We start from the raw sequence: 21595 nt of genomic DNA, 5'->3' as shown, positions 1-21595 counted from the left end.
CGGTGTGCCGGCCCGGCGTCTCGTCCTGACGGCGGTGTGCCGATCCGGCACCTCGTTCGACGGCACCGGTGCGGGAGCCGACCCTCGTGTCGATCTCCTGTGCCGATCCCCCGTGCCGTCCCCGGCGGCGGGACCCGGAGCATCGGGTTCCGCCGCCGGTGGGCGTCGCGGGGAGGTTCGAGAACTCGAAAGGGGAGAGCTCGAACAGCGAGAGGGGCGAACGATGAGAGGGGCGAACAGCGAGAGAGGCGGACAATGAGAAGGGCGGACAGGGAGAGCCCGAACAGGGGGGGAAGTCCGCAGAGGAAGCCCGCAGGGGAGGCCCGAACCCCCTACTGGCTTTCGCCCTCGCCCGCCTGAGCCTGCTCGCCCTGCTCCTGCTCGGCGAGCGTGCCGCACTTGTAGCCCGCCTCCCGCTCGGGCTGGAGCTGGATGCTGCCGAGGTTCGTGGTCTCGATCGGACGCCGGAAGGTGTCCAGTTTGTCGCAGTCGTAGAAGACGTACGTGCCCTCACTCTCGCCGAGCAGCATCATCCACCGGCCCTCGTAGAGGGGCTTGTCGTCCTCGGCGTTCTTGATGACGGCCCACTGGTCCTGGAACCCGACGAAGGGCAGGAGGTCGTTGGCCTGTCCCGTCTCCTGAACCTTGATCGCTCCCGTGATCATCTGCAGGATCAGCAGGAACCCCAGGCCGATGCCCGTGAGAGCGCCGGTGAGCACCTTCATGCCGGCGCGGCCGACGGGCTTGCGGCGCAGCAGGCGGAACGGCACCAGGAACGTCAGTACGCCCAGCCCCACCGCCACGACGACCATGACGGCGACGTCGAGATCGCCCACGAGGTTCAACAGGCCCCAGTAGGTCGCGCCGCACCACAGCGCGGCGATCAGGGCGGCGATCCAGGGACGTCGCCGTACGGCCGCCGTGAGTTTTCCGAGCGCGCCGCGGGTCACCTTGTCGGCCAGCCAGCCGAGCCCGACGACGAGGCCGAGAAGCGGCACGACGACCAGCAGGAGCAGGATCAGCGTCCCCATCAACCTGCCGAGCAGGACGGACTGGTCGATGCCCGCCTGCTGCGGGCTGATGTTGAACACTCCGTACATCTGCTCCACGCCGAGGTAGAGGACGGCGTAGAGCGCGACACCGATCGGGACGATGATCGAGCCGATGCGCTCGATCATCGCCAGGACGCCGCTGTTCTCCTCCTCCACGGGAGGTTCGGCTCCCAGGGGAGATTCGGCCCGCGCGCGAGGTTCGGCGGGGGGCGCCGGGGGAACATATGTGTGTTGCTCTGAAATATCCTGACTTGTCACGAGGGATGATGTTAAGACATAGCGGTTGACACGATGTTGATTGCGGATAAACGTGTCAATTCGCGCCCCCAACTGGGGAGGAGTCCGAGGGGTGGCCCCGTCTCCGGGACCGTCACCGAAGGGCCTCCCCGGCCACCCGGCATCTCCCCGATCGCCGTGTCCCATGAGCCGGAGTGGTCCCACTAACTTCCCTGATGTCCTCCTGATCTGTGAAAAGTAACTATAAGTTTTTGCTGCGCAACCCAAAGTGATGGGGCTAGCCTGCCTACCGGCACAGGCTGACGGCGAGAACGGCGGGGCGGCGAGGACATGGTGACGGAAGGCGCGGTGGCCATGGTCACCGGTGCGGCACAGGGCATCGGCGAGGCGGTGGCGCGAGCCCTGGCCGCGACGGGCACGCGCGTCGCCGCGCTCGACGTGAACGCGGAGCGGGTCGAGCGCGTCGCCGCGGGGCTCGGCGTCGCGGTCGCCTATCCGTGCCAGGTCACCGACAGCGCCGCCGTCGACGACGTGGTCGCGCGGGTCGAGGCCGATCTCGGCCCGATCGGGCTGCTCGTCAACGTCGCCGGAGTGCTCTGCTCAGGACCGGCCGTCGCCATCAGCGACGACGACTGGGCCCGCACCTTCGCCGTCAACACCGGCGGCGTCTTCCACCTGTCCCGCGCGGTCGCCCGCCGGATGATCCCCCGCAGATCCGGGGCGATCGTCACCGTGGGCTCCAACGCCGCGGGCGTGCCCCGGATGAACATGTCGGCCTACGCCGCCTCCAAGGCCGCCGCCGCGCAGTTCACCAAGTGTCTCGGCCTGGAGCTGGCGCCGTACGGCATCCGCTGCAACGTGGTCTCGCCCGGCTCCACCGACACGCCCATGCAGCGTGCCCTGTGGACCGGCGACCACGACGCCCGCACGGCCATCGAGGGATCGCCGGCCACCTTCCGCGTGGGCATCCCCCTGGGCAGGCTGGCCGATCCCGCCGACATCGCGGACGCCGTCCTCTTCCTCGCCTCCGACCGTGCCCGGCACATCACCATGCAGGACCTGTACGTCGACGGGGGCGCCACGCTCCGGTCGTAGTGTCGCCCCCTCCCCCCGTTCCTGGATCCCTCCCGACAGGAGACCTCTTCGCCATGCCGTCGAACGACACCCTCACCATGTCCCGGATGCCCGACCTTCTGGGAGACTACGAGCCCGGCACCTTCTTCTTCACCTCGCCGACCCGAACCCTGCTCGCCAGAGGGGTGGTCCATGAGGTCCCCGATTCCGGGACGGCGAGTCTGCACGGACGTGTCGCCTCGACCCTGCGCGACGCCCGGGACTCCGGTCACCCCAACCCCGTCGTGGTGGGCGCGATCCCCTTCCGCGACGACCGCCCCGCGCGCCTGCTGGTGCCCGCCGCCGTCTGCTGGACGAGCCCGCCGGCCGGTCCCTCCACCACCCCCGAGCGGATCACCGAGACGTTCACCGGATGCGGTCCGGTCTCCGACCCCGGCGACTACGTGCGCGGTGTGGAGAAGGCGCTGGCGAAGCTGACCGCGGGAGAGCTGCAGAAGATCGTGCTGGCCCGCACCCTGGACATCACCCTGGGTGCCCCCGTCGACGTCGGCCGCGTCCTGCGCAACCTCATCCGGTGCGATCCGCAGGCCTACGGCTACGCGGTCGACCTGCCGTCGAGCGGTGACACGGCCCGTACCCTCCTGGGAGCGAGCCCCGAGCTGCTCGTCTCCCGCTCTGGCCGCCGGATCACGACGAACCCGCTCGCGGGGTCCGCGCCCCGCCACCCGGACCCCGTCGTCGACAGCGAACGGGCCCGCGCCCTGCTCGCCTCGGACAAGGACCTGCGCGAGCACGCCCTGGTGATCGAGAGCATCGTGGAGGCGCTGCGCCCGTACTGCCGCAGGCTGTCGGTTCCCGCCGGGCCCTCGCCGCTGTCCACCGCCTCCATGTGGCACCTGTCGACCCGGATCACCGGCGTGCTGGACGACCCGTCGGTCACGTCGCTGGAGCTGGCCACGGTGCTGCACCCCACCCCCGCCGTCTGCGGTACGCCGGCGGGCGCCGCGCGCGAGGCCATCGAGGAGATCGAGTCGTTCGACCGCGGCCTGTACGCGGGCCTGGTCGGGTGGGGCGACGCGACGGGCGACGGCGAGTGGGTCGTGACCATCCGCTGCGCCGAGGTCGCCGACCAGACCCTGAGGCTGTTCGCGGGCGCGGGGATCGTCGCGGGGTCGGTGCCGGAGAGCGAGCTCGCCGAGACCACCGCCAAGTTCCAGACCATGCTCCGCGCCGTCGGCCTGCACCAGGACCGCTGACCCGCCACCGCGGAAGCCGACGCGCCGGTACGGGAGAGGACGTGTGCCCGTGGTCGGCGACTCGCGACCGCGGGGGACCCGCCACCGTGAGAAAACCTCGCCACCGCTGGAAAGACCCATCACCGCCGGAAAGACCCGCCACCGCTGGAAGACCTCAGGAAAACCGCAGGAAAGGAGACAGTGCCCGTGGCCCTTCCCCAGATCGCCCCCTACCCGCTGCCGGGGGAGGACGATCTTCCCGAGAACCGGGTGAGCTGGCGCCCCGATCCGCGCCGCGCCATCCTGCTGGTCCACGACATGCAGAACTACTTCCTGGCCCCCTTCGCCGCCGGTGTCTCGCCGCTGACCGGGCTCATCGCCAACATCGGTCTCCTGCGCGAGGCCTGCGCCGCGCTGGGGATCCCCGTCGTCTACTCGGTGCAGCCCGGAGGGCAGAGCGAACGCGAGCGCGGCCTGCTCCAGGACTTCTGGGGTCCGGGGGTCCCCGGCCTCCGGGAGAGTGAGATCGTCGCGAGCCTTCTTCCCGCGGAGACCGACATCCTGCTCACCAAGTGGCGCTACAGCGCCTTCTGCAGGACCGACCTGCGCGCCCGGATGGAGGCCATGGGGCGCGACCAGATCATCGTCTGCGGCGTCTACGCGCACATCGGCTGCCTCATGACCGTCTGCGACGCCTTCATGCAGGACCTCCAGCCGTTCCTCGTCGCCGACGCCGTCGCCGACTTCTCCCTGGAACACCACACCATGGCCCTCACGTACGCCGCACAGCGCTGCGCGGTCACGGTCGTCACCCAGGGGTTGCTACGCGGCTGGGAGTTCGCGTCGCCGCCCGCCGAGGTGGCCGGGGGCGTGTAGCGGGAACCCGGTTCGCGAGGCGGCCTCAAATACTGTCGGGGGGTATCCTTCAACAGGGGAGGCCGAGCGGAGGGGGAGAGATGCACGGATACACCACCAACAAGCAGGACCACCTGCGGCGGTTGCGCCGGATCGAGGGGCAGGCGCGAGGGCTGCAGCGGATGGTCGAGGAGGACAAATACTGCATCGACATCCTCACGCAGGTGTCGGCGGCCAACCGGGCCCTGCAGTCCTTCGCCCTGTCCTTGCTGGAGGAGCACCTGGCGCACTGCGTGGCCGAGGCCACCGCCAAGGGCGGCGCCGAGGCGGAGGAGAAGGTCAAGGAGGCGTCCGACGCCATCGCCAGGCTCGTCCGTTCCTGAACGCGTCTCCTGAACGTGTCCCTCGAACGCGTCTCCTGGGCGCGTCGCGACGGGCGTCGCCGTCACCGGGTCCGTCGCGGGCGGTTCACGCGTCGACCTTCTCCTCCAGGTTGCGCTGGAAGTGGGCGCAACCGGTGAAGTCCTCGTGGTCGCAGGCCAGGGCGCATTCGATCATGTGGAGTGACGACCGTGCCTGGGCGACGCGTCGCGTCAGGTCCGCGTGCCTGCGGCGCAGGACGTCGCGCCGCGCCTCCGGATCGCCGGTGGCGATCATTTCCCGGATGTCGGTGAGGGAGAACCCGGCCTCCTTGGCGCGCAGGATCACCGCGACACGATAGAGATGGTCGCGGTCATAGCGGCGCCGGTCGGCCCTCACCCTGGTGGGGGTCAGAAGCCCCATGGCCTCCCAGTGCCGCAGGACGTGGGCCGGCAGGCCGAACCTCCGGGCGATCTCGCCGATGCTCATCGTCGCGTCACCGTCGCTTGACTTCATGTCGGCATTAAGTCGCATCCTCGATCACATGTCCAACGACACCACCACAGACCGAACAGATCGAGAAGACCGCCAGGGCCGAGCAGCCACGACAGGCCGACAGGACCGCGCCGACCGAAAAGACCGCGCCGATCGGGGAGGCCAGGAAGACCAGGAAGACCAGGAAGACCAGGGAGACCAGGGAGACCAGGGAGACCAGGGAGATCGGAAAGTCCAGGCAGAGCGGGGAGACCGGGCGGACCGGGGAGAGCCGGAGGGGGACACCGTCCCCGAGCTGGTCCGGCTGCTCGACGCGCTCGACGCCCTCCCCGACTCCGTCCGGCTGCGCGCCCGCTCCTACGACCTGCTCCACCTCACACCGGGGGCGCCCGTGGTCGACGTCGGCTGCGGGACCGGCCTCGCCGTCGCCGAGCTGGCCGGGCGTGGCGCGCGGGCGACCGGTGTCGACCTCGGCGAGCGGATGGTCGCCGAGGGGCTCCGGCGCGAGCCGGGCGCGGATCTCCGCGTCGGCGACGCCCGCGAGCTGCCGTTCCAGGACGGTGAGCTGGCCGGGTACCGCGCCGAGAAGCTCTACCACGAGCTCGACGATCCGGCCGGGGCGCTCGGCGAGGCGCGGCGGGTGCTCGCCCCTGACGGGCGGGTCGTCCTGGTCGGGCAGGACTGGGACACCTTCGTCATCGACTCCGACACCCCGGCCCTCACCCGGACCATCGTGCACGCCCGCGCCGACCTCGTCCCCGCGCCCCGCGCCGCCCGCGCCTATCGCGCCCTCCTGCTGGACGCCGGATTCGACGAGGTCACCGTGGAGGTCCACACCAGCGTTCTCACCGGTCCGCTGATGCTGCCCATGCTCGCGAGGACCGCCGTCGCCGCCCGTGACGCGGGTGCCATCACCGAGGACGACGCGGACAGGTGGATCGCGGAACAGGCCGGACGCGCGCGTACCGGACGGCTCTTCCTCGCCGTGCCGCTGTTCGTCGCCGCCGCGCGCCGCCCCTGACGACCGGCGGGGGCGGCGGGGTCCGGGGTCCAGCGGGTGCGGTGGGTGCGGCGGAACCGGTCCGCGCGCCCGGATCCAGGCCCTGCCCGGCGGGCGGGTCACCCGGCGCCGCGCGACCCGCCGCGTCGGCACGGCCGTGACCGCGAACGTTCGGGCCGTCTGTCCTCGACCGATCCCACCAGGTCGCTTAACGCGGTCAAAAAGCGCTGGGCAGGCAGTTATGAGGCCGGGGAACCGGGTGATACCGGTATAGGGCTATTCCGCCGGGTCCGCCTCGTGCGCGTCCCGGTGGTCGGGATCGACGGCGAGCACGACATGGAGCAGGTCCTCGATGGCATGGGCGAGGCGCTGGTCGGACAGTTCGTACCGGGTCTGGCGCCCCTCGGGCACCGCGACCACCAGGCCGCAGCCGCGCAGGCATGACAGATGGTTGGACACGTTCTGGCGCGTCAGCCCGAGCTCGTCGGCGAGCCGTGCCGGATAGGTGGGGCCCCGGAGGAGGGCGATGAGCATCCGGCAGCGGTTGGGGTCGGCCAGTGCCCTTCCGAGACGGGCCATCGCGTCAAGGCGTGTCGCGGCGGTGAGCATGGTTATCACAATACATCGCTTGCTGTATATACAGTGACTGCTGTATAAACACTGAGGACTGTACCGACGGAGATGGAGCGCCATGGGACACGGGCACGGGCACGGGCACACGACGCCGACGGCGGCCGCGGCACACCGCGGGCGCCTGGTCGTCGTGCTCCTGCTCACCATCGGCGTGCTCGTCGTCGAGGTCATCGGCGCGGCGCTGTCGGGCAGCCTGGCACTGCTCGCCGACGCCGGGCACATGGCCACCGACGCCGCGGGCATCGCGCTGGCGCTGTTCGCCGTCTGGATGGCCGGCAAACCGGCCAGTGCCCGGCGGACCTTCGGCTACCAGCGGGCGGAGATCCTCGCCGCCGCGATCAACGCGGTCGTCCTTCTCGCGCTGAGCCTCTACATCATCTACGAGGCCGTCCGCCGCTTCGCCGACCCCGAGCCGGTCGGCGGAACGGTGATGCTCGTGGCCGCAGCGGTCGGCCTGGCCGCCAACGCGGTCGGGCTGTGGCTGCTGCGCCCAGGCCAGGCGGAAAGCCTCAACCTGAGGGGCGCCTACCTGGAGGTCCTCGGTGACCTGCTGGCCTCGGTCGCGGTGATCGTCGCCGCGGTCGTCATCGCGCTCACCGGCTGGACGACGGCGGACCCGATCGTCTCCGTCGTCATCGCCCTGCTGATCGTGCCGCGCAGCTGGAGCCTGCTGCGCGAGGCCGTGGACATCCTGCTCGAAGCGGTTCCCAGGGGCGTCGACCTGGAGGAGGTCCGCAGGCACCTGCTGGAGACGCCGGGTGTCATCGACGTCCACGACCTGCACGCCTGGACCATCACCTCGGGGCTTCCCGTCATGTCCGCCCACGTCGTGATGGCGGACGGCGTCCTGGTCGACGGCTCGTTCGGCCCGGTGCTGGACCGGCTGCACGAGTGCCTGGCCGGTCACTTCGACGTCGAGCACTCCACCCTGCAACTGGAGCCCGCCGGTCACGCGGACCATGAGGGCGCTCGGCACCGCTGAGGGGCGGGCCCGGCACCGCCGAGGGCGCCCGGCGGGCGTCACGGCCGCTCAGGGGGTCTGGAAACCGGCCTTGGCCAGCACGTCCCTGCCCTGCTGGGAGAGCACGAGGTCGACGAACCGCCTGGCCGCCTCCGGGGCGGGCGCGTCGGACAGGACCGCGATCGGATAGTCGTTGATCGCTTTCTCGGCCTCGGGGAAGTCGATCCCCCGCACCTTGCCGCCGGAGGCGATGACGTCCGTTTTGTAAACCAGGGCGGCGTCGACCTCGCCGAGTTCGACCTTGGTCAGGGTGGCCTTGACGTCCTGTTCCAGGGTGACGGGGGTGATCTTGAGCCCGGCCGCGTCCAGTGCCTTGACCGCGGCGGCGCCACAGGGCACCTGCTCGGCGCACAGGGCGACCTTGATCTTGGGGTCGGCCAGGTCCCTGAGGTCGTCGACCTTGGCGGGGTTGTCGGCCGGGACGGCGATCTGCAGGGCGTTGCGCACGAAGGTGGTCGGGCCGGTGGCCAGGGAGGCGTCGGTGACGGTCTTCATGGTGGCGGGGCTCGCGGCGGCGAAGACGTCGGCGGGGGCGCCCTGGACGATCTGCTGGGCCAGGGTGGCGCTGGAGCCGAAGCTGAACCGTACCGTCGTGCCGGGGTGCGCGGCCTCGAAGGTCTTGCCCAGCTCGGTGAACGTACCGGTCAGCGACGCGGCGGCGAGCACCGTCAGCGTCGTGGCACCGCCTCCGGAGGCGGCCGGGGCCGGGGCGGAGGCGGCGGGGGCCGGATCTCCGGTGCCGCAGCCGGACAGGACGGCGGCCAGTGTGAGGGCGAGGGGGACCGTGACGGCCCGCCGGGAAAGACGCCTGAACAACGAGGGCTCCTTACTGACTCACCGTGCCGACCCGGACGTCGCCGGGCACAGTCACCATACCTCGCACATTCGTCTGAGAAGAAGAGACTTACTGGCAGACACGTCATATATCTCCATATGGCCATGGCATCTGCGATGGCATGGCGCGAACCGCAAGTGAACCATGCCCGTGCCGCGTCCGCCGAGGTGTGACGGTGAGTGAAAGGCGCGGCCGGGTGGCCGGGGGCCATGCGGAGGGGGGCCTGGGCGACGGCGGCCCGCCGGTGGATGATGTCATTTCGCACCGCCGCGTCCACCGAACGCCGGAACGAATGGATCGGATATGGATCTGCTGCCCTTCGCCACGGTGCACGCGCCCACGGTCGCGGGCTGGCCCGCCTCGTCGCGGGAGGTCGCGATGTGGTGCGGCCGGCACGAGTTCCCCCTGCCCGCGCGGGTCGTCGCCGACTGGCAGCGGGGGGAGGACGTCCGCTCCCACATGCTCTTCGCGGACGGGGACCCGCTCGGCTACGGGGAGCTGTGGGTCGATCCCGAGGAGGAGGAGATCGAGCTCGCCCGGATCATCGTGGCCCCCGGCGCCCGGGGCAGGGGGATCGGGCGGGAACTGGTGCGAGGACTGGCCGCGCTGGCTCGGGACGCCGGCTACGCGAACATCTTCATGCGCGTGCACCCGGACAACGACCGGGCCCTGCGGTGCTACCGGGGAGCCGGCTTCCTGACGGTCGACGCTCACCTGGCGGCGGAGTGGAATGTTCCCCAGCCGGTCGACTACGTCTGGCTGCGGTACGCCGCTCCCGGCCATCCGCCCCAGGCGAGCTGACCTTCACCGAGTCTCCGCCTGGCCCCCGCCTGGCTTTCACCGAGTCTCCGCCTGGCCCTCGCCCGGCCTTCACCGGGCCTCCGCCCGGCCGGTCTTCACCGAACCCCGCCTGGCCGGTCTTCACCGAACCCCGCCTGGCCGGTCTTCACCGAACCCCGCCTGGCCGTCCGGTGACGGCTCCAGCGCGGCCGGGTTCGCGAACGGACACTCCGGCGCGAGGTCACGCACGTTATACCTCATACCTCCCGAGCCGCGGTGACGTCATCCATAAACCGTCCGGCTCGATTTCGTCGAAGCGGCCGAAGCGGTTAAGTCAAGTGATTCAAACAGCATTCCGAGACGAGATCCGCCCGGCCGGGTTCACATCGGCCTGGGTCTTCGCGCACGTCCCCGTAGCGCCCCCCGAAGGAGTCCGATCGGCCTGCTCAGAGCGCTGATCCCGCTCGGGGCCGACGCGTGGTCCGGCACCGCTCGTCACCGGCGACGTCCCACCGGCGTTTCCCGGCTCGTGCCGGAGAAAACAGCCCCGATCCCAATAAGGAATGGTTCTCGGGCCCGATAAGCAACCCTTATGGCGTATCCGTTGTCCCAGCGGTATTACCACACCTAGCGTAAATATGAGTCGTGGCCGGACCGAGCGGAGGAGGAAACGTGAAATTCGGAATATATCCTGCCTATATTGGCGGCCGAGACGTCACCGGTGACAACGCCCAGTTCGTCCACACACTCACCGCCCGGGCCCTCATGGAGGACACCTTCCCCAGCCTGCGGCTCAAGCGCGACCTCGATCTGGGAATCGCCGATCCGCACACGGCGGGAGAACGTGTCGTAGGGGCGTGCGTCGTCGCCGACGAGAGCATGACGGCCATGGCCCTCGAATCGGCCGCCCGCGCCGCCCCCGAATGGCGCCGCGTCCCGCTCACCGAGCGGATCGAGATCGGGCGTCGCATCGCGGAACGAATCCTCGATCACCTCGACACCCTCGTCGAGATCCTCGTCGCCGAGGGCACGCCGCACTCCGCGGCCAAAGGCATGATCGGTGGGCTCCCGTTCACCAGCTGGAGCCGGGAGACACTCGAATGGTGCGCCGGGCAGATGGAGTTCCGCCGGTGGGACGGCGACCGCGAGATGATCCTGCGCCGCGTTCCCGACGGCGTCGTCTGCATCAACCCTCCCCAGAACGCCGCGGCGGTCAACGCGCTGAACGGCCTCACCGCTCTCCTGGCCGGCAACGCCGTGGTGGTACGGGCACCCCGCGGGGTCGCGCTCAGCTGCATGTACGCGATGCGGGAGATCGCGGCGCCGGTGCTCGAAGAGGCGGGAGCGCCACCGGGGGCCCTCAACGTCCTCTGCGGGCCGCCCATGCTCGACGCCTGGATGGCCAGCGAGCACGTCGACGACGTCCTCTACTTCGGGGGCAGCAGGAAGGGGCTCGAGTTCGAGACCGACTGCATCGCCGCGGGCAAGAAGCCGATCCTGGAGCTCGCGGGCAACGACTGCTGCGTGGTGTGGCACGACGCCGACCTGGACGCCACGGTGGAGACCCTCACCGAGTTCTTCATGAACTCCGGCCAGATCTGCAACGTGCCCAACCAGGTGATCGTCCATCCGGAGATCGCGGACGAGCTCATCGAGCGACTGGTCACGGCCACCAGGAGGATCCGGCCCGGACACCCGGACGAAACCGATGTGGTGCTCACCCCGGTCCTCGGGGTCGACTGGTTCTTCGGCTGCCTGGGGGAGGCGCTCGCCAAGGGCGCGAAACTCGTCCACGGCGGCCGTCGTCTCGAAGTCGACGGCTCACCCTCTGACACCGGCTTCTTCGTCGAGCCGAGCATCGTCCGGATCGACGGCCTCCGAGACGCCAGGTCGCTGTCGGTGGTCCGCGACGAGACGTTCTTCCCGCTGCTGCCGATCATCGTCCCCGAGGCCGGCACCGCGGACGACGCCCTGCTGGAGGAGGTGCTGACCTTCGTGAACGGCAACGCCTACGGCCTGCGCAACTCCTTCTGGTCGACCGGGAACTCGACGATCGAGCGAGTCCTGGAGGGGGTCACCAACGGCGGCAATCTGAAGATCAACGATTCGCACACCGCCTTCCTCCCCTTCCTGCCCAACCAGGGCGGCCCCGGTCTCACCGGTGGCGCCTTCGGCGAGGCGAGTCACCCCATGCTGCGCACCACCCATCTGCAGGGCGTCAGCGTCATCCGCCCGGCGGCCTGACGCGACACGGACTGACTGCCGCGATACGGACTGATACGAACTGATACGGACTGGCGCGAACCGACGGCGGACCAACGGCGGACTGACAAGGAGCACCCGTCATGACATCTCGTACCCTGAAGGCCACGGTGCCGGCGACGGCCGCCGAGGTGATCGAGCGGCTCGGCGACGAGCCGGCATTCCCCGCGTACGCCCGTGACATCGTCTCCGTCTCCGACACCGGCGACGGGCTCCGCCAGTGGGTGCTGGCCTTTCGCGGCGGCACGGCGAGGTGGACGCAGCGCAGCCGGGGGACCGGAAGCGGCCCGCAACCGTACCGCATCGAATTCGAGCAGGTCAGCGGGGATTTCCAGCATCTCAAGGGGGCGTGGACGAGCACGGACCTTCCTGACGGCTGCGAGGTCGTGTTCGACGTGGACTACAGCACGAGCGTTCCCCACCTCGCGGGCGCGATCGACTCCGCCGTCGGGCGGGTGCTGGTCCGCAGCGCTCACCAGATCATGTTCGCCGTCGGAGGCTCGGTGCACGTCACGGCAGGCGACCGGCATCTCCGGGACATGCCGGAAGGCTTCACCCCGGAGGGGATCACGGACGACGCGCTTCGGTGACCTCCGGACTCCCGGAGCCCCGAAACGCTCCGGCCCAGGGACGGGCCTTCGCGTTCGTCGCCACGCCGGTGTTCGGAAGCACCGGCACCGGCGGGGCGAGGAAGGCGGGGGCATCCGTCTTTCGCTATGGAGATCAGCTACGTGCTTCGCGCGGCACGTAGGCGAAGGTGGGACCGGCGTCGCCGGGCAGCGCCATCAGGGCCTGCGCCTGGGCCCTGAGCGTGAACATGGTGCGGGTGGCGTCCGTAAGCCGCTTCGGGTCGCCGTTGAATGCCTGCTCCAGCAGGTTCAGCAGGGTGCTGTAGGTGGTGTCGAACAGATCCTGCGCCGCCCGTACGGCACTGCCCTGCGCGGCGGGCCGCGGGTTGGGTGTCATCGGGAGCACGCCGTCCGGATCGACGCCGACCTTCTCGCCGGTCGGGCCGGTCTTCGGGGTGTCGCCCCGCTGGTAACGGCGGCCGAGCTTGAGCTCCTGGAAGCGGTAGTAGTGGGCGACCTCGTACCGCTCGGGGTGGAGGACGTTCTGGTCGCCGTCCCAGACCTCGCCGCGGGCGTTGCCCTCCCCCTGCTCGACGATCTCCTTCAGCGCGCCGAGCGCGGACTCCAGATCCTCGACGGCGAACAGCGATCCGGCAGTGTGACGGAAGTGGGCGCCGCTCACCTGCCGGGCCGGGTCACCGGAGAAGACCTCCTTCTCGCCGAGCGTGTCGCACAGGTAGTGCAGCCCCTGCTCGATCGCCGCGTAGAACTGCCCGATGGTCTCGTAGTCGTCGTCCTCCGGCGGGGCGCCGGGCGGTGCGGGCTGTTCCAGGCGCAGGAACATCTCCAGCGCTTCCGGGCCGAACGGCACCAGCGACAGTTCGAGGTCGCCGTGGGGCAGCTTGCGGGGGTGAGGCGGCAGCATCTCGGGCGTGTCGAGCCGCGGAGTGCCGCCGACGGCGTTGAGCAGGTTCGCCGTCAGCGCCAAGTGCAGCATCTCCTCCACGAAGACGCCGCTCACCACCTCGACGGCCGCCGGGTTGCGCTCCGGGTCGAGGGAGTACAGCGCGGTCAGGTACGGCGGCAGCGTCGCGTGCTCCAGTTCGATCGCCCACTGCAGGTGCTCGCGGAGGCTGGCGAGCGTGTCGATCCGAACCGGTCGTTCGTGGTTCATTCGTGTCATACCTCGGGTTGTTGGCATGGCGGATCGGACAGCCGGCCGGTGGGCCGGCTGCCTGGTTCGATCCTGCGATCAGGCAGCGATGACGGCAGCCGGTGCCGTCACGCTGCGGGTACTTCGCCGGGGCTCAGGACGGGCGTGGCGCGCGGCGGTCCTTACGCTGGGCCAGTTCGGCCTCTTCCACCAGCGTGAACATCGGCTTGCCCGGCTCGCACAGCATGGTGACCGTGAACCGTACTGGAACATCGTCGCGATTGTTGCCGTCCTGGTAGTGGATGACGTCCCCGCCCGGCTCCCAGAACGCCTCGCCGGCGCGGATCACCCGCTCCGGCTCGCCTTCCAGCTCCATCAGCATCTCGCCTTCGAGGACGACGCCGAAGGCGGGACCCGGGTGGCGATGCGGCGGCGCGCCCGGGTCTCCGGGCGGGTACTCGATGACCACGGTCATCGCGTGCGCGCACTCGGGAATGAACGGAGGCCGCGCCTCCTGCAGCACGGTCAGCGCCGTCTGCCACGCGGTCGATCGCGGCTTGTCCATCGCCCGGCCCTACTTCGCGGTGGACTGGTCGAGCCAGTCTTTGTAGGTGATGGTGCCGAGCTGCGCGCCCTCACCGGGCACCAGCGACCGCTCGCCGAGCACGCTGCCGAAGTAGCGCGCCAGCGGGTCGGTGACAACCTCTCGGGTGTCGCCCCAGGCGGCCAGCGCTTCGCGGAAGAACTCGTCCATCTTGTACTGGGTCGGTCCGGCGATCTCGATCCGGCCGTTCAGCGGTGTCCCCACCGCGGTCCTGCCAACCGCCTGGGCCACGTCGTCGCCCGCGATCGGCTGGAACAACACCGGCGCGATGTGCACTTTGCCGTCGACCGCGCCCTCGTCGGCGATGCCGCGGGCGAACTCGAAGAACTGGGTGGAGTGCACCAGCGAGAACGGGATTCCCGACTTCTCGATCAGCTTCTCCTGGGCGATCTTCGCCGCGAAGTAGCCGTTCTCGGGCATCCGCTCGGTCCCCACGATCGACACCGCCACGTGGTGACCCACGCCCTCGGCCGCCTCGGCCGCCAGCAGGTTGCCGGTGGAGGTCTGGAAGAACTTCATGACGGCCTCGCGCTCGAACGAGGGCGAGTTCGACACGTCGATCACGACCTGGGCGCCCTTCAGCACCTCGGCCAGGCCCTCGCCGGTCAGCGTGTTGACGCCGGTGTTCGGCGACGCGGCCACGGCCTCGTGGCCGTGCTCGCCCAGCTTCTTCACCAGCTTCGACCCGATGAGCCCGGTCCCGCCGATCACCACGATTTTCATTGTTGTCACCTTTCTGGCTTTCTGGGCGCTGTGGTGCGCCCCCGTCGTCAGCTAAGACAAGGCAGCCCCCTCAGTTGTGACAGGTGGCCTCGTGTCCGAGGACGAGCCTGGTGGGCTCCACGGGCGGGACGCCGGCCCGCCCGTGGAGGAGCTGCCGCCGGTCACGGCGACGCGCGTGGAGTAGCGCGGCTTGTGAACTCCGCCCCGCTGTAGTCGTGGTCCATGGAAAGGATCTGGTCGTCCACCGGCATGCCCTTCAGTGCCAACGCTGGAGTTTGTCGGGGTTGAGGATGATCCACACCGCCGTGACCTCGGCTCCGGCCACGCTCACGCTGACCACCGCCACGACCTTGCCCGCCCGCCGCAGCACGAGCCCTGCCCTGCCGTTCACCGATCCGATCGCCAGATCGGTTCCGGGCTGGTCGATCAGCAGCGCCGTGACAACCTGCGCGACCGCGTCCACGCCGTAGGACGGCCGTACCGCGACGCGCACCTTGCCGCCGCCATCGCTGACGACGATCGCGTCGGCGGCCAGGACCTCCTGCAGCGCCTCGGTGTCACCCGCCTGGCAGGCCGCGGCGAACCTGCGAGCCACCCGGTCGTGCCTGGCGACCATCGCCTGGCCATACCCGACCTGGTGCGAGGCCGGACCCGGCACGGGTTGGGACGGGGTCACCGGGCCGCGGGGCATGTGATCAAGGTCGGTTTCGGGGGCGGCGAGGAGCTCCAGGCAGACGCTTCCCGCTGTCCGCGCCAGCCAGGCGCGCGGCGTCGCGATGGCGACGCGTTCCTCCTGGTCGAGGGCGTACCAGCGGCGATAGGTCTCCCGGACGATCTGGTCGGCCGTGATGTCCGAGCCGAACATCCACAGGGCGATCTCGAGCAGGTGCTGCCGTTCGTCGAGCATCTCCGCCAGCGACTCGGCGCCCGCCTCGGTCATGGTCTGCCGCCTCCTTCAGAGTTGGCAGGTAAGACCAGATAGCCCGTTACGTTGTGACAAAGCGGCTACGAGACCGCTCGAAGGCCTCGATCTTGATCGGGTTGAGTATCCACAGCAGGTGGTGGATTCCCTCCCTGGAGGTCTCGATGGCGAGCAGGGCGACGCCGCTTCCGTCCCGGCTGACGAGCACACCTGGCAGGCCGTTCATCTCGACCCACGTGATGGCGGCGCCCGACCAGAACCACGGCGAGAACGCGGTCACGAACCTGGCCACCCGCTCGCTGCCCAGCACGGGGAACTTCGACGACCCCCTGATGCCGTCGCCGTCGGAGGAGCTGACGACGTCGGCGGCGAAGAGCCTCTCCAGGGCGCCGACGTTTCCCGTCTGGGCGGCGTCGAGGAAGGTCTCCAGCAGGTGTCGGTGCTCAACCCTGTCGATGGGCTCGTGCCGTACAGCGGTCAGGCGCTTGCGGGCGCGGCTCACGATCTGCCTGACGTTGACCGGGGTGAGCCGGAGGATCTCCGCGATCTGCGGGTAGGGGTAGTCGAAGGCCTCGCGCAGGACGTACGCGGCGCGCTCGGTGGGATTGAGCCGCTCCATCAGCAGCAGGACGGCCAGCTCCAGCGCTTCGCCGCGTTCCGCGCCGACGGTGGGGTCGAAGCTGGTGTCGACGGGTTCCGGCAGCCAGGGGCCGATGTAGGATTCGCGCCGCATGCGCGCCGACTGGGCCAGGTTGATGGACAGCCGGGTGGTGACAAGCGCCAGGAATGCCTGCGGGTTCTCGATGGTCTCGCGGTCGGTGTCCTGCCAGCGCAGCCACACCTCCTGGACGATGTCCTCGGCCTCGGCCACGCTGCCGAGCATCCGGTAGGCGATGCCGAACAGCCGCGGGCGCAGCTCGACGAAGGCGGACGCCGCCCGGTCGAGGACGTCCGCCTGTTCCGGGGATTCCTCGTTCATGTGCCCCATATCGATTCACCCGCTGGCATGGAGGGATGCGTCAGCCTAGCGCCTGGTCGACGGCGAGGCCGTCAGGCAGGGCCGCTCGGTCACCGGCCGCTGGGTCGCCGCCGCCTGGCTGATCACCATGCCGCCACAGGAGTGGCCGACCAGTACCACGGGAGCGCCGATGCCGGCGATCACGTCGCGCAGGTAGGCGGCGTCGCCCTCGACGCTGCGCGGCGGGTTGGCCACGGCGACCGGGCGAGTCGGTTGCTGTGCAGGCGCTGGATGACGCGGTTCCAGCCGGCCGACTCGGCGAAGGCGCCGTGGACGAGAAGGATGACAGGCTGCTTCATGGGATTGCCTTTCCGGTCGTTCATTCGTGGAAGCCGACCTCGCGGTGGGTGCCGTCGCACAGCGGTTTGTTGCCGGAGTGGCCGCAGCGGCACAGCGTCATCCGGTTCCTGGTCTCCAGGGGCCGGCCGTCCGACCGGGTGACGGGTAAGCCGCCGGTCACCCACAGCGCGCTGGCCAGGCCGTCCTCCTCCTCCAGCACCGAGATGGCGCGCGGGAGGTCGGCTTCGATCGTCTCTCCGCCGCGTTCGAGGGCGTAACCGTAGGAGCCGGAGGGGCAGTGGTCGATGCGGCCCATGATGTTCGAGCGCACGTCGCTGTCGGCGGTGTCGTCGAGCATCTTGGCGATGGGCCTGGCGCGGCTGATGCAGAAGGCGGCGTGGATGCACAGCTCGCCCACCCGCTGCGCGGAGATGCCGACGCCGTCGTGCACGTGCTGTAGCTCCCGGTAGGACCGCATCGGCGCGGCCTCGGTGCCGTCGAAGCCGATCACGGCGTGGGTGCCGTCGCAGAACGGCTTGGCGCCCGAATGGCCGCAGCGGCACAGCGCGTAGGTCTCCTCGGTCTCCAGCGGCTCGCCGGTCTTCCAGGTGAGCGCGTTCTTCTGCTCGGCGGAGACGATCTTCCGCTTGCGCCGCAGGGGGATGCGGCCGTACACGACGTATGGCCCGTTGCGGAGCACGACGATCCGCTGGTGGTCGCCCGCGCTCCAGCGGCGCAGCTCGGGCGGGACGTACTCGAAGGTGGGGCCGCCCAGCCGCATCAGCTCCTGCGCCTGGGCCTTGAGTGCGTACATCTCCCCGGTAGCGACGGCGAGCATTTTCGGGTTGCCGTTGAAGGCGACCTCCAGCAGGTGCAGGATCGCGCAGTAGGTGTGGTTGAACTCCTCCTGCGCGGCGCGGTCCGCAGGGTTGGATGTCGGGAGGAACACCCCGGTGAGATCCACCGAGAGCTTCTCGCCGGTGGGCCCGGACTCAGGGGAGTCCCCGCGGCGGTAGCGGCGGCCGAGCTTCAGCTCCATGAAGCGGTAGTAGTGGGCGACCTCGTCCTGGTCGCCGTCCCAGACCTCGCTGCGGGCGGTGCCCTCCCCCTGTTCGACGATCTCCTCAAGCGCGTCCAGCGCGGAGGCGAGGTCGGTGACGGCGACCAGCCTGCCGCCGGTATGGCGGAAGTGGGCGCCGCTCACCTGCCGGGCCGGGTCACCGGAGAAGACCTCCTTCTCGCCGAGCGTGTCGCACAGGTAGTGCAGCCCCTGCTCGATCGCCGCGTAGAACTGCCCGATGGTCTCGTAGTCGTCGTCCTCCGGCGGGGCGCCGGGCGGTGCGGGCTGTTCCAGGCGCAGGAACATCTCCAGCGCTTCCGGGCCGAACGGCACCAGCGACAGTTCGAGGTCGCCGTGGGGCAGCTTGCGGGGGTGAGGCGGCAGCATCTCGGGCGTGTCGAGCCGCGGGGTGCCGCCGACGGCGTTGAGCAGGTTCGCCGTCAGCGCCAAGTGCAGCATCTCCTCCACGAAGACGCCGCTCACCACCTCGACGGCCGCCGGGTTGCGCTCCGGGTCGAGGGAGTACAGCGCGGTCAGGTACGGCGGCAGCGTCGCGTGCTCCAGTTCGATCGCCCACTGCAGGTGCTCGCGGAGGCTGGCGAGCGTGTCGATCCGCGGCTCAGGCAACGTCGCCACCCGGCCGCGAGCCGTCCTCCAGCACCTCGACCGCGTCGCGCAGCACCCGCAGAGCGATCTTCTCGCGCTCGACGTCCGTCGGGTCGTACAGCCACTCGGTGACCGGACGCCCCATCTCCTCCTCCGGGTGGCCGGCCTCGGCGATGATCAGCTCCTCCTCGATCTCGACGTGGAGCTTGTACAGGAACTCGTCCTTACTCATGTCTCCTCCATGGGTTGTAGGGCCGGCCTGCTGACCGCGTGAACAAGACGGACGGCGATCCGGCCGGTGGCGAACAGGCGGGCGGAGCGCTCGCCCTGGCGGGCAGCCGGTACGGCATGCCGCTCCCCGAGCAGTTCGACGGCGTCGGCGGTCCAGCCCACGACATCGTCGAACTCGGCGACCATCGCCAACGCGGTCACAACGACTTCCCCCGTTCAGTGATGTGGCCCGATCACTGGCTGAGACAGGACAGCCCCGGCACTTGTGACAAGATCCGGCTACTCGACGAGCTTTCCCACGGCCGAGACCTCGCGCATGAGCACCGCATGACCAGGACGGACGTGGCGATTCTGTTCTCTGATGCGTGCATGATGCTCCTTCAGCCAGGTGCCGCCCGGATGGCGACGGCGACCAGCGCGACGCAGGCGGCCGCGATCAGCGCGACCACGGCGGCCACCCCGATCCACGGCGCCGCGAGCGGCGACAACACGACGGCGCCGACGCACCCCGCTACGGCGGTGCGGGGGATGACGGAGTCCGCGTCGACCAGCGCGTGCACCGCCCAGAGCAGGATGAGATACACCCCGACCGGGATGGCGACCGCGTAGCCGATCGCCATCGGCGATGCCGCCACCTGGCGCCCGCTCTGCTCCACCGCCACCTCGAGCCCGGCGCCAAAAGCCGCCAGCGCGGCGAAGATGCCGAAGTGGCCGTACCCCCACCAGTACGACCGATGACGCCGGTCGCTGAGCCCCTCCCCTGCCTTGACCAGGAAGTACAGCCACCACAGGGCGAACAGCAGGACGAGACCGGATCCGGCGATGACGGCGAGGGGACCCGCTTCGAGCGCCCCTTCAACCCCTCTGCTCGCGGCCAGGACACTTTCGCCCAGCAGGATGATCGTGAACAGGCCGTAGCGCTCGGCGATGTGGTGCGGATGCCAGGTGGTTGCCCTGACCCGCTCCGCCCACCACGGCACCGCCAGCTCCAGGACGACCAGGCAGGCGAAGAACGGCAGCCGGAGTGACGTCGGCAGGAGGCCCGCCTCCACGAGAGCGAGCTGGAGCAACCAGCCCAACTCGACCAGCCCTATGCCCGCGGCGTAGCGGAGCCCCGTACGGCGGCTCGCCGGGTCTTCGAACGCGGCCCTCAGCCATTGGGCGACAAGCCCGATCCTCATGATGAGGTACCCCAGCGTGATGATCCCGAGGTCGGCGTGGCCGACCGCGGCGGGCACTCCGGTGGCAAGGACCAGCACGCCCGCCATCTGCACCATGGTCAGCAGCCGGTAGAGGACGTCGTCGGTGTCGTAGGACGAAGCGAACCAGGTGAAGTTCATCCACGCCCACCAGATCGCGAAGAACACCTGGAGGAACGGGACCAGCCCGGTCAGGCCATGACCTTCGGCGATGGCGTGCGCGAACTGCGCCGTGATGGCCGCGACCGCGACCACGAAGGTGAGATCGAAGAGGAGTTCGAGCTGGCTCGACGCGCGATGCGGCTCGTCGATGGGCCGCGAGCTCATCCTGACCCGGATCCGGATGCTGGTCCTGGTTGAGGGCACGCTCACGCTCCTGTCGCTCTTGCGGCGTCCGGTTCGCCAATAAAGACCGGACGGCGTCGGGATCTGTGACAGATCGTCGCGGTGGTCGTCACAAGCCGGGAGGCCACTCCTCGACCTCGGGCCGGATCGCGTCGGCCAACGCCGGTGTCTACGCCGCGACGAAGTTCGGCGTCACCGCCTTCTCCGAATCGCCGCGGCAGGAGGTCACCACCCGGGGTGTGCGTGTCGTGGTCGTCGAGCCCGGCTTCGTCGCCACCGAGCCGGCCGGCCACAACACGGACCCCACGACACGGGCCGCCGCGCAGAACATGGCCGCCTCCATGATCCGCGAACGGGCCGTAGCCCGATGCTGATCTAGTGGGCGACGTCGGCGGCGAGCAGTTCTTCCAGTCCGGCGAGGTCGCCGGACTGCGCGGCGGCGACGAACGTCCGTACGAGGCGCCGGTGCGCGGTGGTGCTCACCTGGTGGCGTCGCTCGGTGGCAAGGCGGTCGCGGGCGCGTCGCAGGAGTTGCCGCGTGTGGTCTTCGCCCAGGTGGAGGATCTCGGAGATCTGGCGGTGGGGGTAGTCGAAGGCTATGCGCAGGAGATAGACCGCCCGTTCGGCGGGGGTCAGTCTCTCCAGCAGCAGCCGGATCGCGGTGTCGACCGCCTCGCGTCGTTCGGCTGCCGTCTCGGGACCGACGGAGAGGTCCGTCGTCTCGGGAAGCCATGGGCCGACGGAGGTCTCGCGGCGCCTGCGGGCGGACTGGGCGCCGTTGATCGCGAGCCTCGTGGTGATCAGCGCGAGGAACGCGGGCGGCCTGATGACGACCGACCGGTCGGCGCGGGCCCAACGCAGCCATGTCTCCTGCACCACGTCCTCGGCCTCGCCCACGTCCCGCAGGACGCGCAGACCGATCGCGAAAAGCCGGGGCGCGGCGCTGACGAACGCCGAAGCGTCTCCGTCCCATCCTGTGATCGACCGGTCATCGGTCTGCTCCGCGTGGTCTCTGTGCGACTCCAACAGGTTCATGGTCACGGTCCC

General features: G+C 69.9%; 26 protein-coding genes. 10 read left to right on the top strand and 16 right to left on the bottom strand.

All coding sequences use genetic code 11. From position 1 onward, the window contains the following. Positions 1-332: 332 nt before the first annotated feature. The gene (locus ACFFRH_RS05965; protein WP_344749781.1) at positions 333-1208 is read right to left on the bottom strand and encodes a hypothetical protein; all 876 of its coding nucleotides are present in this window, start codon (positions 1206-1208) and stop codon (positions 333-335) included. A gap of 411 nt (positions 1209-1619) precedes the next feature. Here ACFFRH_RS05965 and ACFFRH_RS05960 point away from each other — a divergent pair, with 411 nt between their 5' ends. The 4 genes from ACFFRH_RS05960 to ACFFRH_RS05945 all read left to right on the top strand — a co-directional run bounded on the left by ACFFRH_RS05960 (position 1620) and on the right by ACFFRH_RS05945 (position 4836). After that, a complete protein-coding gene (locus ACFFRH_RS05960) occupies positions 1620-2384 on the top strand; it encodes a 2,3-dihydro-2,3-dihydroxybenzoate dehydrogenase (RefSeq protein WP_344749780.1) in 765 nt (254 codons plus the stop codon). Between the two features lie 53 nt (positions 2385-2437). Further along, positions 2438-3619: an isochorismate synthase DhbC gene (dhbC, locus tag ACFFRH_RS05955; RefSeq protein ID WP_386154843.1), complete on the top strand. Its 1182-nt coding sequence runs from the start codon at positions 2438-2440 to the stop codon at positions 3617-3619. Positions 3620-3805: 186 nt separating this feature from the next. Beyond that, on the top strand, positions 3806-4474 hold the full coding sequence (locus ACFFRH_RS05950; protein WP_386154840.1) for an isochorismatase family protein: 669 nt from the start codon (positions 3806-3808) through the stop codon (positions 4472-4474). Positions 4475-4554: 80 nt separating this feature from the next. Continuing rightward, on the top strand, positions 4555-4836 hold the full coding sequence (locus tag ACFFRH_RS05945) for a metal-sensitive transcriptional regulator (protein ID WP_386154837.1): 282 nt from the start codon (positions 4555-4557) through the stop codon (positions 4834-4836). 85 nt (positions 4837-4921) lie between these two features. Here the strand turns inward: ACFFRH_RS05945 and ACFFRH_RS05940 are convergent, their stop codons facing one another. Beyond that, positions 4922-5329: a MerR family transcriptional regulator gene (locus ACFFRH_RS05940; RefSeq protein WP_386154835.1), complete on the bottom strand. Its 408-nt coding sequence runs from the start codon at positions 5327-5329 to the stop codon at positions 4922-4924. A 7-nt stretch (positions 5330-5336) separates the two neighbouring features. Beyond that, a complete protein-coding gene (locus tag ACFFRH_RS05935; protein ID WP_386155096.1) occupies positions 5337-5681 on the bottom strand; it encodes a hypothetical protein in 345 nt (114 codons plus the stop codon). Here ACFFRH_RS05935 and ACFFRH_RS05930 point away from each other — a divergent pair. Continuing rightward, positions 5604-6329, top strand: a complete 726-nt coding sequence (locus ACFFRH_RS05930) for a methyltransferase domain-containing protein (RefSeq protein ID WP_386155081.1) — start codon at positions 5604-5606, stop codon at positions 6327-6329. The genes ACFFRH_RS05935 and ACFFRH_RS05930 overlap by 78 nt on opposite strands. Positions 6330-6584: 255 nt before the next feature. Here the strand turns inward: ACFFRH_RS05930 and cmtR are convergent, their stop codons facing one another. Next, positions 6585-6917, bottom strand: a complete 333-nt coding sequence (gene cmtR, locus ACFFRH_RS05925; protein ID WP_386154832.1) for a Cd(II)/Pb(II)-sensing metalloregulatory transcriptional regulator CmtR — start codon at positions 6915-6917, stop codon at positions 6585-6587. Positions 6918-6999: 82 nt separating this feature from the next. Here cmtR and ACFFRH_RS05920 point away from each other — a divergent pair, with 82 nt between their 5' ends. Next, positions 7000-7923 carry a cation diffusion facilitator family transporter gene (locus tag ACFFRH_RS05920; protein WP_386154829.1) on the top strand — a complete coding sequence of 308 codons (924 nt, stop codon included), beginning with the start codon at positions 7000-7002 and terminating at the stop codon, positions 7921-7923. A gap of 48 nt (positions 7924-7971) precedes the next feature. Here the strand turns inward: ACFFRH_RS05920 and modA are convergent, their stop codons facing one another. Next, a complete protein-coding gene (gene modA, locus ACFFRH_RS05915) occupies positions 7972-8778 on the bottom strand; it encodes a molybdate ABC transporter substrate-binding protein (RefSeq protein WP_386154826.1) in 807 nt (268 codons plus the stop codon). A gap of 322 nt (positions 8779-9100) precedes the next feature. Here modA and ACFFRH_RS05910 point away from each other — a divergent pair, with 322 nt between their 5' ends. From ACFFRH_RS05910 to ACFFRH_RS05900, 3 genes are all read left to right on the top strand, one after another. Next, on the top strand, positions 9101-9598 hold the full coding sequence (locus ACFFRH_RS05910) for a GNAT family N-acetyltransferase (protein WP_386154823.1): 498 nt from the start codon (positions 9101-9103) through the stop codon (positions 9596-9598). Positions 9599-10249: 651 nt separating this feature from the next. Continuing rightward, positions 10250-11821, top strand: a complete 1572-nt coding sequence (locus ACFFRH_RS05905; RefSeq protein WP_386154820.1) for an aldehyde dehydrogenase family protein — start codon at positions 10250-10252, stop codon at positions 11819-11821. A 101-nt stretch (positions 11822-11922) separates the two neighbouring features. Continuing rightward, a complete protein-coding gene (locus ACFFRH_RS05900) occupies positions 11923-12429 on the top strand; it encodes a type II toxin-antitoxin system RatA family toxin (RefSeq protein WP_386154817.1) in 507 nt (168 codons plus the stop codon). 133 nt (positions 12430-12562) lie between these two features. Here ACFFRH_RS05900 and ACFFRH_RS05895 read toward each other — a convergent pair whose 3' ends face one another. The 10 genes from ACFFRH_RS05895 to ACFFRH_RS05850 form a co-directional block, all read right to left on the bottom strand. Then, a complete protein-coding gene (locus ACFFRH_RS05895; protein ID WP_386154814.1) occupies positions 12563-13582 on the bottom strand; it encodes a ferritin-like domain-containing protein in 1020 nt (339 codons plus the stop codon). A 133-nt stretch (positions 13583-13715) separates the two neighbouring features. Then, complete coding sequence (locus tag ACFFRH_RS05890; protein WP_386154811.1) at positions 13716-14126, bottom strand: cupin domain-containing protein; 411 nt, start codon at positions 14124-14126, stop codon at positions 13716-13718. A gap of 9 nt (positions 14127-14135) precedes the next feature. After that, positions 14136-14888 (bottom strand): SDR family oxidoreductase, encoded by a 753-nt coding sequence (locus tag ACFFRH_RS05885; protein ID WP_386154808.1) that lies wholly within the window; start codon positions 14886-14888, stop codon positions 14136-14138. Positions 14889-15144: 256 nt separating this feature from the next. Beyond that, positions 15145-15828, bottom strand: a complete 684-nt coding sequence (locus tag ACFFRH_RS05880; RefSeq protein WP_386154805.1) for a sigma-70 family RNA polymerase sigma factor family protein — start codon at positions 15826-15828, stop codon at positions 15145-15147. A 46-nt stretch (positions 15829-15874) separates the two neighbouring features. Beyond that, positions 15875-16789, bottom strand: a complete 915-nt coding sequence (locus tag ACFFRH_RS05875) for an RNA polymerase sigma-70 factor (protein WP_386154802.1) — start codon at positions 16787-16789, stop codon at positions 15875-15877. Between the two features lie 45 nt (positions 16790-16834). Then, positions 16835-17023 carry an alpha/beta fold hydrolase gene (locus tag ACFFRH_RS05870; RefSeq protein WP_386154800.1) on the bottom strand — a complete coding sequence of 63 codons (189 nt, stop codon included), beginning with the start codon at positions 17021-17023 and terminating at the stop codon, positions 16835-16837. A gap of 124 nt (positions 17024-17147) precedes the next feature. Then, positions 17148-18794: a ferritin-like domain-containing protein gene (locus ACFFRH_RS05865; RefSeq protein WP_386154797.1), complete on the bottom strand. Its 1647-nt coding sequence runs from the start codon at positions 18792-18794 to the stop codon at positions 17148-17150. Next, positions 18787-19005, bottom strand: coding sequence for a hypothetical protein (locus ACFFRH_RS05860; protein ID WP_386154794.1), 219 nt, complete (start codon positions 19003-19005; stop codon positions 18787-18789). Before ACFFRH_RS05860 ends, ACFFRH_RS05865 begins: the two co-directional genes overlap by 8 nt. After that, positions 19002-19205, bottom strand: a complete 204-nt coding sequence (locus tag ACFFRH_RS05855; protein WP_386154791.1) for a hypothetical protein — start codon at positions 19203-19205, stop codon at positions 19002-19004. Before ACFFRH_RS05855 ends, ACFFRH_RS05860 begins: the two co-directional genes overlap by 4 nt. A 179-nt stretch (positions 19206-19384) precedes the next feature. Then, entirely contained in the window at positions 19385-20569 is a 1185-nt protein-coding gene (locus tag ACFFRH_RS05850; RefSeq protein WP_386154788.1) for a low temperature requirement protein A, read from the bottom strand. Between the two features lie 65 nt (positions 20570-20634). On the opposite strand from ACFFRH_RS05850, the gene ACFFRH_RS05845 reads away from it, so the two are divergent. Then, positions 20635-20922 (top strand): SDR family NAD(P)-dependent oxidoreductase, encoded by a 288-nt coding sequence (locus ACFFRH_RS05845; RefSeq protein ID WP_386154785.1) that lies wholly within the window; start codon positions 20635-20637, stop codon positions 20920-20922. Position 20923: 1 nt separating this feature from the next. Here ACFFRH_RS05845 and ACFFRH_RS05840 read toward each other — a convergent pair whose 3' ends face one another. Next, the gene (locus ACFFRH_RS05840; RefSeq protein WP_386155070.1) at positions 20924-21583 is read right to left on the bottom strand and encodes a sigma-70 family RNA polymerase sigma factor; all 660 of its coding nucleotides are present in this window, start codon (positions 21581-21583) and stop codon (positions 20924-20926) included. Positions 21584-21595: the final 12 nt, after the last annotated feature.

It is taken from the genome of Streptosporangium vulgare (genome assembly GCF_042428775.1).
Taxonomy (GTDB): domain Bacteria; phylum Actinomycetota; class Actinomycetes; order Streptosporangiales; family Streptosporangiaceae; genus Streptosporangium; species Streptosporangium vulgare.
This window is presented reverse-complemented; position numbering and strand designations above follow the sequence as displayed.

Excerpts from the sequence above, each read along its gene's own strand:
- ACFFRH_RS05880 (WP_386154805.1), bottom strand. The coding sequence starts at position 15,828 with ATGACCGAGGCGGGCGCCGAGTCGCTGGCGGAGATGCTCGACGAACGG.
- ACFFRH_RS05840 (WP_386155070.1), bottom strand. The coding sequence starts at position 21,583 with ATGAACCTGTTGGAGTCGCACAGAGACCACGCGGAGCAGACCGATGAC.
- ACFFRH_RS05895 (WP_386154814.1), bottom strand. The coding sequence starts at position 13,582 with ATGAACCACGAACGACCGGTTCGGATCGACACGCTCGCCAGCCTCCGC.
- ACFFRH_RS05920 (WP_386154829.1), top strand. The coding sequence starts at position 7,000 with ATGGGACACGGGCACGGGCACGGGCACACGACGCCGACGGCGGCCGCG.
- ACFFRH_RS05875 (WP_386154802.1), bottom strand. The coding sequence starts at position 16,789 with ATGAACGAGGAATCCCCGGAACAGGCGGACGTCCTCGACCGGGCGGCG.
- ACFFRH_RS05910 (WP_386154823.1), top strand. The coding sequence starts at position 9,101 with ATGGATCTGCTGCCCTTCGCCACGGTGCACGCGCCCACGGTCGCGGGC.
- dhbC (WP_386154843.1), top strand. The coding sequence starts at position 2,438 with ATGCCGTCGAACGACACCCTCACCATGTCCCGGATGCCCGACCTTCTG.
- ACFFRH_RS05885 (WP_386154808.1), bottom strand. The coding sequence starts at position 14,888 with ATGAAAATCGTGGTGATCGGCGGGACCGGGCTCATCGGGTCGAAGCTG.
- ACFFRH_RS05940 (WP_386154835.1), bottom strand. The coding sequence starts at position 5,329 with ATGAAGTCAAGCGACGGTGACGCGACGATGAGCATCGGCGAGATCGCC.
- ACFFRH_RS05860 (WP_386154794.1), bottom strand. The coding sequence starts at position 19,005 with ATGAGTAAGGACGAGTTCCTGTACAAGCTCCACGTCGAGATCGAGGAG.
- cmtR (WP_386154832.1), bottom strand. The coding sequence starts at position 6,917 with ATGCTCACCGCCGCGACACGCCTTGACGCGATGGCCCGTCTCGGAAGG.
- ACFFRH_RS05960 (WP_344749780.1), top strand. The coding sequence starts at position 1,620 with ATGGTGACGGAAGGCGCGGTGGCCATGGTCACCGGTGCGGCACAGGGC.
- ACFFRH_RS05890 (WP_386154811.1), bottom strand. The coding sequence starts at position 14,126 with ATGGACAAGCCGCGATCGACCGCGTGGCAGACGGCGCTGACCGTGCTG.
- ACFFRH_RS05900 (WP_386154817.1), top strand. The coding sequence starts at position 11,923 with ATGACATCTCGTACCCTGAAGGCCACGGTGCCGGCGACGGCCGCCGAG.
- ACFFRH_RS05945 (WP_386154837.1), top strand. The coding sequence starts at position 4,555 with ATGCACGGATACACCACCAACAAGCAGGACCACCTGCGGCGGTTGCGC.